Annotated in this window: 13 protein-coding genes; 9 read left to right on the plus strand and 4 right to left on the minus strand. The window is 35.4% G+C overall.

Annotated elements, in window-relative coordinates; all coding sequences use genetic code 11:
- Nucleotides 1-88: 88 nt before the first annotated feature.
- Nucleotides 89-1,966, minus strand: coding sequence for an endonuclease (locus AC3WRL_RS16225; protein ID WP_492330750.1), 1,878 nt, complete (start codon nt 1,964-1,966; stop codon nt 89-91).
- 193 nt (nt 1,967-2,159) lie between these two features.
- Between AC3WRL_RS16225 and AC3WRL_RS16230 the strand changes: the two genes are divergently transcribed.
- The 9 genes from AC3WRL_RS16230 (at nt 2,160) to AC3WRL_RS16270 (ending at nt 10,563) form a co-directional block, all read left to right on the plus strand.
- Nucleotides 2,160-3,299, plus strand: a complete 1,140-nt coding sequence (locus tag AC3WRL_RS16230; protein ID WP_214825178.1) for an acyl-CoA dehydrogenase family protein — start codon at nt 2,160-2,162, stop codon at nt 3,297-3,299.
- 15 nt (nt 3,300-3,314) lie between these two features.
- A complete protein-coding gene (locus tag AC3WRL_RS16235) occupies nt 3,315-3,812 on the plus strand; it encodes a DinB family protein (RefSeq protein ID WP_492330751.1) in 498 nt (165 codons plus the stop codon).
- 203 nt (nt 3,813-4,015) lie between these two features.
- On the plus strand, nt 4,016-6,946 hold the full coding sequence (locus tag AC3WRL_RS16240) for a reprolysin-like metallopeptidase (protein ID WP_214825183.1): 2,931 nt from the start codon (nt 4,016-4,018) through the stop codon (nt 6,944-6,946).
- A gap of 405 nt (nt 6,947-7,351) precedes the next feature.
- Entirely contained in the window at nt 7,352-8,062 is a 711-nt protein-coding gene (locus AC3WRL_RS16245) for a glycohydrolase toxin TNT-related protein (protein ID WP_214825185.1), read from the plus strand.
- A gap of 10 nt (nt 8,063-8,072) precedes the next feature.
- Nucleotides 8,073-8,492, plus strand: coding sequence for a hypothetical protein (locus AC3WRL_RS16250; protein ID WP_214825187.1), 420 nt, complete (start codon nt 8,073-8,075; stop codon nt 8,490-8,492).
- 227 nt (nt 8,493-8,719) lie between these two features.
- Nucleotides 8,720-9,187 (plus strand): pyrophosphohydrolase domain-containing protein, encoded by a 468-nt coding sequence (locus AC3WRL_RS16255; RefSeq protein ID WP_214825189.1) that lies wholly within the window; start codon nt 8,720-8,722, stop codon nt 9,185-9,187.
- A gap of 3 nt (nt 9,188-9,190) precedes the next feature.
- Nucleotides 9,191-9,757, plus strand: coding sequence for a thioredoxin domain-containing protein (locus AC3WRL_RS16260; RefSeq protein ID WP_214825191.1), 567 nt, complete (start codon nt 9,191-9,193; stop codon nt 9,755-9,757).
- Between the two features lie 3 nt (nt 9,758-9,760).
- Nucleotides 9,761-10,366 (plus strand): DUF4230 domain-containing protein, encoded by a 606-nt coding sequence (locus AC3WRL_RS16265; protein WP_214825193.1) that lies wholly within the window; start codon nt 9,761-9,763, stop codon nt 10,364-10,366.
- Nucleotides 10,367-10,377: 11 nt separating this feature from the next.
- Nucleotides 10,378-10,563, plus strand: a complete 186-nt coding sequence (locus AC3WRL_RS16270; RefSeq protein ID WP_492330752.1) for a hypothetical protein — start codon at nt 10,378-10,380, stop codon at nt 10,561-10,563.
- 68 nt (nt 10,564-10,631) lie between these two features.
- Here the strand turns inward: AC3WRL_RS16270 and leuB are convergent, their stop codons facing one another.
- The 3 genes from leuB to leuC form a co-directional block, all read right to left on the minus strand.
- Nucleotides 10,632-11,756 (minus strand): 3-isopropylmalate dehydrogenase, encoded by a 1,125-nt coding sequence (gene leuB, locus AC3WRL_RS16275; RefSeq protein ID WP_261512128.1) that lies wholly within the window; start codon nt 11,754-11,756, stop codon nt 10,632-10,634.
- Nucleotides 11,746-12,345, minus strand: coding sequence for a 3-isopropylmalate dehydratase small subunit (gene leuD, locus AC3WRL_RS16280; RefSeq protein WP_214825200.1), 600 nt, complete (start codon nt 12,343-12,345; stop codon nt 11,746-11,748). The genes leuB and leuD overlap by 11 nt, the downstream gene beginning before the upstream one ends.
- A 141-nt stretch (nt 12,346-12,486) precedes the next feature.
- Entirely contained in the window at nt 12,487-13,872 is a 1,386-nt protein-coding gene (gene leuC / locus AC3WRL_RS16285; protein ID WP_492330753.1) for a 3-isopropylmalate dehydratase large subunit, read from the minus strand.
- Nucleotides 13,873-13,890 lie beyond the last annotated feature (18 nt).

Below are 13,890 nucleotides of genomic sequence, written 5' to 3' on the forward strand. Positions count from 1 at the left end.
TTTTACGGGATTTAGAGATTATAAAATAAACGTGTAAAATCTATTTTCATTATATTTTGTTATCCTAAAACAGGTATCTTCTTTAAAATTATTTCTTAATAAGCTTATATGTTTTGTCATCTAACTTCAACAAATATATTCCTGGCTGTAGATTTTGTACTGAAATATTGGTCTTGTTTTTAAATGGCAGCTTTTCAGTAATAATGCTTCTTCCTGACCAATCTATGATTTGAGCTATTTTTATGTTTTCTGTTTTTCCACTTACAAAAATACGATCCTGTACAGGGTTTGGATAGATTTTGAATGTATCATTTTCAACAAAACGAATATCAGGTAATGCAGACAAAGTTCCCAGATCCTCACAATAATTACTGGAATGAATATCCCATTCATTAATATTGAAAGAATTTGTTGGTTGATTAATACTTGCTTTTCTATATAAAGAGACATTACCCAGCACTGAAAAATTAGATTGAGATTTTATTCCGATGGCATCAACTGTTAATGACTTATATCGCAATTCAAGGTATTGACTTCCAGAATAGGTCATTTGAGGAGCTGCTGTAACAAATTTAGCTTCGTCATTTGTATAGCATGAAAAATTAGCATTTGGATTTAACAAAACAAAGGCTTCATTATCTTGAATAATCCCTTCCAATTCGTAAGGAGCTGGAAAGTAATAATTGTTTGTGCTCGAAAACTGAATTGACAACCTATAATCACTTAAATTAACCGGATGTCCGGTTCTGTTTGTAATTTCTATTGCTTTATTATCTGATGTTCCTTCTAAATATTTAGAGATAAAAAGGTCTTTTGCATAGACATCAGAGGCAAGTGTATTTACCGAAATCACATTACTATCCGGCGAAAGTAAGTACCCATTATCGTATGCCTTTACGGTAAAAGAATAATTTGTAGAAGGTAAAAGATGATCAATGCTTATAGAAGTACTTTTTGTAGAAGCGACCAGTGTTCCATTTTGATAGATTTTATATCCAATAACATCTGAGCTTGAACTTGGCAGCCAACTTAGCGTTGTAAAGTAATTACTTATCTGAGTTGCGTTAAAATCAGATGGAGCCTGAGGAGCAACATTATCCGGGGTTTGATTCCAAATAGCATTTACCCATTGTGGATGATCTATAAATGGATTCCTATTCTTCTGGATTGCATACACCGCATTATTTCTGTCAATTTCTCTTTGGGAAACAGGATCTTGTGTATGCCATTGAAGCAACATTGCAATATAAGCATCGTCAAAAGCCTTTTCCTCAGTACCATTTAAAGGATTGGTGTCCGAGGCTGGATTTGAATTATTATTAAAGTTAAAAGTACTTAATTTCCCTTCATATCGGACAGCGAAATACAATAGACTCCTGGCTACATCTCCTTTAAACTCATCAATAGGTTCATAAACACGACCTGTATATACATAATTAGGAATGGCACTTTTTCCGATCTTTGAGGAATTGGTAAATGTATAAAATACATTAGAAGGTGTGGTCATAGAAATTCCGTAAGGATAATTACTTCTTAACTGATTGATTCTCGCATCAGTAGGGACAACATAAAACAGATCGGAATACATTGGATAGTTGCTGTAAAAAGTGCTTTGAGGCATCATATGCTCCCGATTCCACCCTAGTCCTTCAGCAGATGAACTTCCTATTAAATTAGCTGTTGTATACTCGTAAGCATCAGGGCCTGTCGGGATTTCAGAGTACATATCCAATAACAAAGTGGTATTGCTTGCGTCATGATCATAATATACATCCAGATCAGTCTGATTATAATAATTGGTAAGATCACCATAATGCCAACTGATATTCTTTGCTGAAATAATATCATGCAGTTTCGACTTTAGAGCGTAACCCGTAAGCCCGGTTGTTCCGTCATAATATCCAGCAGGAGCTTGTGCGAAAATAAAAGACGAAAATAAAATGACAGGAAATAAAAGTTTTTTCATATTTAAAATTAAAGCTTTAAAGTAGAGAAATAATTCATTTACAAAGGTCTCCTGATTATTAAAAAAATATTAAATCTCCTGTTGTAAAAAACTGATAATTAAATTATTGCAAATGTAATATTGTCGCCGGAACAATTATTTTTAGTATTTCCACAATTTAAGTATCTTTGAGCACTAACTATTTACTTATTATATGAATACAGAGATTATTGAGAACATTAAAATGATAGCAGAAACAGCGAAGGAATTTGCTGAAAAAAATATCAGACCCAATATTATGGAGTGGGATGAGAGCCAGACTTTTCCAAAAGATTTATTTCATCAGTTAGGAGAAATGGGCTTTATGGGAATTGTTGTTCCTGAGCAGTACGGAGGTTCTGGGTTAGGTTATCATGAATATGTTGCTATCCTGGATGAGATTTCTCAAGTAGATCCTTCAATCGGACTTTCTGTAGCAGCACACAATTCTCTTTGTACCAATCATATTTATGAATTCGGGAATGAGGAGCAGAGACATAGATGGTTGCCTCAGTTAGCAAGCGGAAAAGTACTTGGGGCTTGGGGATTAACAGAACATAATACAGGTTCAGATTCAGGAGGGATGTCTACAACTGCTGTGAAAGATGGTGATGAATGGATCATTAATGGAGCTAAAAACTTTATTACTCATGCTATTTCAGGAGATATTGCCGTAGTAATGACAAGAACAGGAGAAATTGGAGCTAAGAATAACTCTACTGCTTTTGTTTTAGAAAAAGGAATGCCAGGTTTTACTTCGGGAAAAAAAGAAAACAAACTGGGAATGCGTGCTTCCGAAACAGCAGAACTAATCTTTGATAATGTTCGTGTACCGGATTCTCATCGTTTAGGAGAAGTTGGAGAAGGATTTAAGCAAGCTATGAAAATTCTTGATGGAGGAAGAATTTCTATCGCTGCTTTAAGTTTAGGAACTGCAAGAGGTGCTTATAAAGCAGCTTTAAAATATGCTAAAGAAAGACATCAGTTTGGAAAATCAATTGCTAGTTTCCAGGCTATCAACTTTATGCTTGCTGATATGGCAACTGAAATTGATGCTGCAGAACTTCTTATTCAAAGAGCTGCAACATTGAAGAATGCAAAGCAAAAAATGACAAAAGAAGGTGCTATGGCAAAACTATATGCATCTGAAGCTTGTGTGAGAATTGCTAATAATGCGGTTCAGATCTTTGGAGGTTACGGATATACGAAAGACTTCCCAGCTGAAAAGTATTACAGAGACTCTAAACTTTGTACCATCGGAGAAGGAACTTCTGAGATCCAGAGATTAGTAATAGGAAGAGATATTACCCAATAATTTAATTCGAATACCATGATTAAACAAGCCCTTTTAGGTGAGTTTTTACATGAAGCAGAAAATAGCAGAAGAATTTTAAAAGCCATTCCTGACAGTGCTCTGGATTGGAAACCTTCAGAAAAAAACTGGACCACAGCCCAATTAGCGTCCCATATAGCAGAAATATACAACTGGTATGAATATACATTCAATCAGGACGTTTTTGACATGGGAGTGTATCAGTATGATAAAGGAGATATTTCCAAAGCCGAAAATATTGTCGCTAAGTTTGAAGACAACGTTGCCAAAGCTCAACAAGTTTTAGAAAACTGGGATGAAAAGACTTATCTTAATGAATGGAAAATGGAAATGCACGGAAAAATATTCTTCCCGCCTACTCCAAAAGTTCAGGTAATTAGAGGTTTTCTGTTTAATCATTTGTACCATCATAGAGGTGAATTGGTTGTCTATTTAAGATCAACGGGAAATAAAATTCCCGGAATATACGGACCCACAGCAGACGATAGAATATAATTTTAGAATTATTTCACCGATAAATGAATAGCACACGTATTTTATGTGTGCTATTTTCTTTTTTTGATACAATACAAATTACCGCATATTCAATGTATCGAATAATATTTTAAATCAACTTTCAAAAATCTTCTTAAAAAATTTTGTTTTTCGTAATGAATTTTTTATTAGCTTTGATATTCCACAATCAAAATAAATATTTTATGAAAAAACAATTAACTCTGATCGGAGTGCTTTTTATGACGGGCATTTCTTTCGCGCAGACTGATCGTCTCTGGTCTCAAAGCTCACAAAAAGCATCTACAAATGTTTTTGAGAACAAAACCAGCATTAGTGATCCCAAAGTTTACACTCTGGATATTAATGGCTTAAAGAATGTACTTTCAAGAGCTCCTAAAAGACTGGCAGTTGGAGAGAAATCAGAAATCATCGTTTCCTTCCCTAATTCTGAAGGAAAGATGGAAAACTTTAAAGTAAGAGAAAACTCAAACTTTGATCCTCAACTGGCAGCCAGATACCCGGATATCAAATCGTATGTTGGTGAAGGTTTAGGAGATTCTAATTCCACTGTCTATTTCAGTATTTCTTCATTAGGGCTTTCTTCTATGGAAATCTACGGTGATAAATCAGCTGTTTTCATTGAACCCTACACAAAAGATCTATCCACTTATGTTGTTTACAAAAAATCAGACAAAAAAGATGATCTCAACAAATTTGAATGTACTGTAATTGATGTTGCTCAAAAAGGGATTGACAACACCAGTCTTGCAGCCAGACCAAATGCGGATGATGCAAAATTAAGAACATTCAGACTGGCTCTTTCCTGTACAGGAGAATACACCACTTATTTCGGCGGTACAAAAGCCAATGCTTTAGCAGCAATGAATAACACAATGACCCGTGTAAACGGTGTCTTTGAGAAGGATTTTGCAGCAAGAATGGTTCTTATCTCTAATAATGATGCTGTAATTTATACCAATGCTTCCACTGACCCATATTCTGCAGCATCCGGAATGAGCAGCTGGAACTCACAACTTCAAAGTACTTTAACTTCCGTGATTGGTGAAGCTAATTACGATATTGGCCACTTATTCGGTGCTACCGGAGGTGGAGGAAATGCCGGCTGTATTGGCTGTGTATGTACAAATGGATCTAAAGGAAGTGGGTACACCTCTCCTGCAGATGCAATCCCTTCTGGAGACAACTTCGATATTGATTATGTAGCTCACGAAATGGGGCATCAGTTTGGAGGAAACCATACATTCTCTATGAGTAATGAAGGAACAGGTGCCAATATGGAACCTGGATCAGGATCAACTATTATGGGATATGCAGGAATTACCGCCCAGGATATCCAACCCCATTCCGATGCTTTTTTCCATGCGATAAGCATCCAACAGATTACCAATAATATCAAAGCTAAAACCTGTCCGGTAAGTACTGCAACAGGAAATTCAATTCCAACAGCAAACGCAGGTTCAGACTATACTATTCCTAAAGGCACACCATTTATGCTGACAGGAACGGGTACTGATGCAAATGGTGATTCTTTAACGTATGTTTGGGAGCAAATGGATAATGCATCCTCCTCTCAAACAGGAGCCAGCTCTGCAGCAAGTGCAACAAAAGCTTCAGGTCCTACATTCAGATCATGGACTCCAACTACTTCGCCAACAAGATATTTCCCTAGAATGGCTTCTGTATTAACTGGTGCTACCACAACGGCAGGATCAGAAATTACAGTTGAAGCATTATCTAATGTAGCCAGAGCTCTGAACTTCAGATTTACGGTTCGTGATAACAGAGCTGGTGGTTCAGGAAATAATTCTGACGACGCTGTGATCACAGTAAACGCTACTGCAGGACCATTCAGTGTTTCTTCACAAAATTCAGCAACAACATATACGGGTGGAACTTCTCAAACGGTAACATGGAATGTTGCAGGAACTACTGCCAATGGAGTGAATGCTGCTAATGTAGATATCCTTTGGTCAACTGATAGTGGGAATACATGGACTACCCTATTAGCCGGAACTCCAAATGATGGTACTCAAGCGGTGACTATACCAAATGCTTCTACAACAACTGGAAGAATTATGGTTAAAGGTTCCGGTCACATCTTCTTTGATGTAAATAATGCCAACATTACTGTAAACGCTGGATCTGGAGGAACAGATGTTATAGCTCCTACAGCACCTACCCTTGCAGCTTCTGGAACGACTTCTACAACTACCAATCTTTCATGGAGCGGAGCTACAGATAATGTAGGAGTTACAGGTTATGATGTATATCAGGGAGGCTCATTAATTGGCTCTACTGCTACTACTTCGTATACAGTAACAAGTTTAAGTCCAACCACTACTTACAGCTTTACAGTTAAAGCAAAAGATGCGGCAGGAAACACCTCTGTATCTAGCAATTCTGTAAGTGTAACTACTCTTGGAGGAGGTACTGTAACCTATTGCTCTGCATCTGCAAATAATACGGCTGATGAAAGAATCGGAAACGTAAAATTCGGAACCATTAATAACAGCTCTACAGGAACTGCAGGATACGAAAACTTCACTTCTGTTTCTACCAATGTAACAAGAGGAAGCGCTTATACGGTTTCTATAACTCCAGTATGGACTTCGACAGTTTACAGTGAAGCATACGCGGTGTATATCGACTATAATCAAGATGGTGACTTTACTGATAGCGGAGAGCTAGCCTGGACAAAATCAGGATCTACTACAACGCCGGTAACAGGAAGTATTACAATTCCGGCTTCAGCAACTTTAGGGGCAACAAGAATGAGAGTAATGATGCAATATAGCTCTATTCCATCATCATCTTGTGGAACTTACACCTATGGACAGGTTGAAGATTATACTCTAAATATTGGTTCTTCAGGAAGAGGAGATATGCTTAATACTCAGGATTTATTGACTGAAGTTAAATTATATCCTAATCCGGTAAGAGATATTTTAAATATCTCAAATACAACATCAGAAGAATATAAGATCTTCGATATGGGTGGAAAACTAATCAATTCAGGAAAACTTGAAAAAGGTACTGTAAATGTGAGTCATCTTATAAAAGGTGCTTACATGATTCAGATTGGCGAAATCGCTAAGAGATTTATTAAAAATTAATTATTTATAATTAAACCTTGTGAGGGCCGTCTAGAAATAGACGGCCTTTTTTATTGCAAATTATAGAATCCAGTCTTTAAAATGTAAAATATTATCATAAATTACAGATACTAATGAATTTAATTTATAAATAATATTTTATTTAAATAAAATATTTAATATTTAAGTTTTTTGATTAAATTTATCATTCAGTATTATTCTTTTATTGTACCGTTTACCCAACTTGTATTTAAGGGAGCATCAGCTCTTTTTTTGACGGTAAATCACCTTACTTATTTCTGTGATCCTGCTTTAAAAAACACGTGCAACAAACTTGTTGGCAAGGAAATACCTTCTCAAATTGATGCTACATGCAACCCTTCAAATAATACTCACTCAATTTTTACATTTAAAAAACTATTAACTATGAAACATTTATTTAAGTACATCTTCTTCTTAGCTATTGCATTTTTTTCAATTGCCTGTAGTTCTGACAGAGATGATGAAATCGACAACACAAATGGAGTCACACATGTGTTCTACAAAAATGCTGATGAATTTGCTTTAACATATGATACAGCTGGGCTTGTTAATCAGACGATTAGAAATCAGGCATTTGATTTATACAAGCAAGGTAAATGGAGCGAACTGGAAGCATTATTTAAAGCCAATAATTTAAATGGTGGATGGCCACCTGCAAATGGAGGATACAATATCGTAGATGATGTTTCTTTTCAGGCTGGACAGAAATTTGACAGATACAGCGGAGCTATTAATTATAATGGAACTGGAATTCCAACTTTAGGGGGAAGTTTTACAAGTCCCATAGTAAATGGATATGTTTACACCTTCTCACAAAGAGCATTAAATCAACCTGAAAATGCTTATGATTTTTATTATGAGATCGATGTTTTAAATAATTCATTACCTTTCAAATCTCAAACAGCAGATGTCATTCCTTGGTTCAATCAAATAGGTGGCGGTAAGCAAACGATGTGGAAAATTCCTATAGATCCTGCTACCGGTTATCAGAAAACATGGAATAAATTAGCTGCAGAAGGATATGTGAAAATCACTATTAAAAAGAGTCCAAGTGGTCACTATAATAACTTAGTAGGGACGGTTATTCAGCAATAAATAAACTCAAATGTATTCAATATCAAAAAAAATAAACATTGGTGAAAAAGTTCCTGTTGATAAGGATATTTTCACAAATGATGAAATCACTCCGGCAGCTGTAACCAATTTCACCTGTTGCGAATGTGGCCATAAAAATACCATTGAAATAGTCCCATATCAATCAGGTTTTCCAATCCTTCAAATTTATAATGAAGATAAAGTATTATCAAAAAATGAATTATTAAAGAATGGAGCTGTTGCTGAAACCTCACAAGGCATGTTGCATTTTGGAGCGTTAACGGTAAATAACTTACCAACTTTATATTTTGGAACTGACTGCTCATTTTGCCATTCAAAATATTTTTGTGTATTTAGTTACGGAGAAAAGCAACCTGGATTAACGGTCTTAAACATTTCAGGAATCTGGAGATATGAGAATTTAGAATAGTCGATCCTACACGATCAACAAAGTCTTTTTTATATACTATAAGAGAGGCTGTCTGATAATAGGCAGCCTTTTTTGTTTAATTAAAAGTTGAAGGCTAAGATCTTAGAAATTAAAACCACATAAACATAATCTATTACTCTCACCACTAAAATCCAGTATTTAATATCTTGCATCTGACTTTAATTTTTCAAAATCCTTTTCTATCTTTGCTTTAAATAAAAAAATTCATGGATAAAATTGATAGTCTGAACCAAGTAGCAGAATTCCATACTACTTTTAAAGCCCCTATTTTAGAAACCCCACAAATCCCTTCTCAGGAAAGGTGCAGTCTTAGAGTTGAACTTTTACAAGAGGAATTAAATGAATTAAAACAAGCTATTGCAGATAATGATATCGTAGAAATTGCTGATGCTTTGTGTGATCTGCAATATGTTTTGAGTGGTGCTGTTCTGGAATTTGGACTTGGCAGTAAATTTGTAGAGCTATTCAACGAAGTTCAGCGTTCTAATATGTCAAAAGCTTGCGACAATGAAGAACAGGCAAATGAAACAGTTGAGTTTTATAAAGAAAAAGGAGTAGAATCTTTTTATGAAAAGTCAGGAGAAAAATTCAATGTTTACAGACAGGCGGATCATAAGGTATTAAAAAATAAATACTACTCTCCTGCTGATTTAAAAACGATCATCGACAAATAAAATATGAAAAAATTTATTACAAATATTGTTGCCATTTCAAGTCTCGTTTTGGCTGCCCAACAGTTCAATGCTCAAAAAGTAGTGATGAACCGTGAGGTAGAAACTCAAAAAGACGGGAAAATGCTTTTGGGAAACCAGCTAAAAGAACAATTTCTAAAAGAGCCTTATGCCGATTGGTATGTGAAAGAGCATGATGAATATGCACTTGACCAGAAAGCCATCGCTGAGCTGAAGAAAGCCAAAATAACCTCTTATAATATTACTGTTTTCATGGGAACCTGGTGTGAAGACAGCCATAGGGATTTCCCAAGGCTAATGAGGATTTTAGAAGAAGTGAAATTTCCTGATAATAAGCTGACTATTATTGCTGTCAATCGTAAGAAAGAGTCTCCATCGGGCGAAGAAGGTCTTTATAACATTCAAAAAGTTCCTACGATCATTGTAGAAAAATATGAAAAAGAGATTGGGAGAATTATAGAAATGCCTAAAACAGGTTATGTTGAAAGAGATTTGGTTGACATTTTGAAAAAAGATGACAAATCCGTAATTCGGGAAATATTTAAAAAATAAATATTGAAAAATAATAAACTAATACTATCATTTGCAGCAGGAATTCTTGTCATGTTATTCCTGTTTTTTGGTCTTAAATCGTGTTTTAATTTTGGTGGAAAAACGGAAAAATCAGATTATTATATTCTGACCAACCAGATTTCTAAAATGAATAAAATGGTGGTTTTAGAGCAGAATACTTCCAGCATGCAAAAAACGAAAATGGGTTATGAGGTATTTGGAAATGAAGTTTCAAGTAACAGCATCATTACCTATACCAAGACCAATGCTCAGGTTTCTTATGATCTTAATAAGATGAAAATGGAAGTTGATTCTATCAATAAAAAACTGATCATTACTGAATTGCCAAATGCAGATGTCAGAATTACACCAAGCGTAGAAATACAGTCTTTGGATGATTCTTTTTTAAATAGAATTACAGAGAAAGATATTAAGAATGTCACTCAGAAAGCAAAAGATACAGCCATTAAAACAATTGATGAAAATCGATTAAGAAATGAGGGCCGTAAACAGCTTATGGAAAATCTTAATAATATTTTCGTTTTGGCAAAGGCTTTGAATTATACCATAGAAGATAAAACAGGTCAACTAGGTATTTTAGCACTTTAAAACTTAAAGCTATGAATTCAAAAGACAATAACAAAAAGAAAGAATCTACAAACGCTGCAGAGTCGAAAAAACAAAATGAGGATTTTCCCAATATCCCGGCGTCCTCTAAGAAGACTAATCCACCAGATATTGATAAAGAAGATATTGAAAAATCTTCTAAAAATAAAACCGGAAAAACGGATAATACTAAACAATAAAATATGAATAGTCTGCTTCAAAAGAGGCAGACTATTTCAATATAAAAAAAATAAAATCAAACTTCTCGTTATACAATTGTAGATTTTCCGATCTTAATATTCTCAAAATTATAATAAGATTTCTCAGAAAACTTAATATAATCAGCAATAAAATCCCCTACTTCACTTGTAGAATAAGGCTGCTTGGCATTAAGATCAACGGTTACATATTTATTCTCAATAGCATGTTCCACAGATTCCCTTAATTTATTTGCCGCCTGTTCCAATTGCAGATAATCAAGCATCATGGCTGTACTCAATATCGATGCGATAGGATTGGCAATTCCCTTTCCTTTTGCCTGCGGATATGAACCGTGTATAGGTTCAAACATCGCATTAGAATCACCTATAGAAGCTGAAGGCAACAATCCGATCGAACCTCCTATTACACTGGCTTCGTCGGAAATAATATCACCAAACATATTCTCTGTTACGATAACATCAAATTGTTTCGGATTAAGAATTAACTGCATTGCAGCATTATCAACAAACATAAAATCCAATTGAACCCCAGGATAATCCTGAGCAACCTCTTTACAGATCTTTCTCCACAATCTTGAGGTATCCAACACGTTAGCTTTATCAATAAGTGTTACTTTGTTTTTCCGCTTTTGTGCCTCCTGAAAAGCCATATGAACAATTGGAATAATATCTTCTCTGCTGTATTTGCATACATCATATGCGTAAGCTCCTTTTTCTTCGGTAAATTTCTCCCCAAAATAAATCCCACTTACCAATTCCCTGAAAATCTGAATATCTGTCCCTTCAATGATCTCTTTTTTCAAAGGACTTTTCTCAATCAGTGAGGAATATGTTTTTAAAGGTCTGATGTTAGCAAAAAGCCCCAGCTCTTTACGAAGTTTTAGCAGGCCTTGCTCAGGTCTAACCTTAGCATCAGGGTTATTGTCGAATGAAGGATCTCCGATAGCTCCGAAAAGAACTGCATCTGAATCTTTACAGAGCTCCAGTGTTTTCTCCGGTAGCGGATCACCAGTCTGATAAATAGCTTCGGCTCCTACCACTCCATATTTGAACTGAAAGTTGCACTGGAAAACTTCTCCGATTACTTTTAAGATTTTCACACTTTCATTAACCACCTCCGGACCAATCCCGTCTCCGGGAAGAACCGCTATTTTAAAATAATTATTGCTCATAAACTTTTTGTGTTTTTAATTCGAATTCTTTTATTGTGTTTTTTTTACTGATTAAAAAATCAATATCATCATATCCATTCAGAAGGCAGATCTTTTTGTAAGAATCAAGTTCAAAGCATTCAGTTTTATTTTTAAAACTAATCGTTTGCTGCTCCACATCAATAATTACTTCCTCTTCAGGATTCTCTGTAATATCTTTTAGAATATCTTTTAAAAAATCCTCCGAAACTTTTACGGGCAATAATCCGTTATTTAAAGCATTTCCTTTAAAAATATCGGCAAAATAACTTGATACAATCACCTTGAAACCAAAATCAGTTAAAGACCAGGCTGCATGTTCACGACTGCTTCCACAACCAAAATTATTACCTGCGACTAGAATTTCTCCTTTGTACTGAGGTTTATTTAAAATGAAATTAGCATTCGGTTCATTGGTATGAACATCATATCTCCAATCCCTGAACAAATTATCTCCGAATCCTTTTTTGTCTATACTTTTCAGAAATCTTGCAGGAATGATCTGATCAGTATCTATATTTTCTACAGGCAATGGAATTGCACTGGATTTTATAATAGTTAGCTTTTGCATTTGTTTGGTTTAAAATATTCTAAATGAAAGACAATTCTTTTTATGTACATTTTTAAAAGCTGCTTTTGAGAAAATAATTATTCAATTCTTACAAAAGCAGCAATCTTTAACATCCTCTATATGTATTTTATGTCTTATTGATTAATTTAAATTTTCAAAGGCAGTAATTTTGCCTTCTATAGCTACTTTAGCAGCCGTTAATGGACTTGCCAGAATAGTTCTGGCGCCTTGTCCCTGTCTGCCTTCAAAATTCCTATTTGATGTTGAAACGCAATATTCACCTTCCGGTATCTTATCATCATTCATAGCAAGGCAAGCTGAGCATCCCGGCTGCCTGATCTGAAATCCGGCTTCACTGAAAATCTTATCGAGTCCTTCTTCATAAATCTGTTTTACAACAAGCTGAGATCCTGGAACAATTAAAGCATTAACATGTTCAGATTTACTTTTCCCTTTAATATATTCGGCTGCTGAACGGAAATCTTCGATTCTAGCATTTGTACAACTTCCAATGAATACGTAATTCACTTCAATATCAGAGGGAGATTGCCCAGCCTTTAATCCCATATACTGTAATGCTTTTTCTTCTGATTCATTTTGTGGTACAGGAATTACATCATACAATGAAATTCCCATTCCCGGATTGGTTCCATAGGTGATCATAGGTCTTATTTCTGAAGCATCAAATGTAAATTCGGCATCAAAAACAGCGTCTTCCTCCGTTCTAAGACTTTTCCAATAGGTAAGTTTTTCTTCCCATTCTTCCCCTTTTGGTGCAAAGGGTTTTCCTTTTACATATTCAAATGTGATCTCATCCGGTGCTATCATTCCTCCTCTGGCTCCCATTTCAATACTCATATTACAGACTGTCATTCTTCCTTCCATCGACATTTCTTCAAAAACAGATCCTGCATATTCACAAAAATATCCTGTCCCGCCATTGGTTCCTACTTTAGAAATGATATAGAGAATAACATCTTTTGGCTGAACATGATCCTGAAGCTTTCCATTTACCGTTATTCTCATCGATTTCGGTTTGTTAAGCAACAGACACTGACTGGCAAAAACCTGCGCCACCTGACTTGTTCCGATCCCAAAAGCGATCGCTCCGAAAGCACCATGTGTAGAGGTGTGACTATCTCCGCAAACAATACTCATTCCTGGTTGGGTAATTCCTAATTCCGGAGCAATGATATGTACAATCCCCTGATAATGATGTCCAAGCCCATACAATTCAATATTGTTTTTCTTACAGTTTTCCGTCAGCTGTTCCACTTGATTCCTTGATGATTCATCACGGATCGGTAACTCCTGGCTGAGTGTAGGAACATTATGGTCCGCTGTAGCCACAATCTGTTCCGGTCTGAAGACTTCGAGGTTTCTGGATTCAAGCTCTGCAAAAGCCTGTGGGCTTGTTACTTCATGAATCAGATGTTTATCGATATATATAATCTGTGGTCCATCCGGAACGGTTTCTACAACATGAGCGTCCCAGACCTTATCAAAAAGCGTTTTATTATTGTTCATTTTTAGTTTGATTTGATT

The sequence above is a fragment of the Chryseobacterium sp. FW101-FHT12H09 genome (assembly GCF_058790395.1).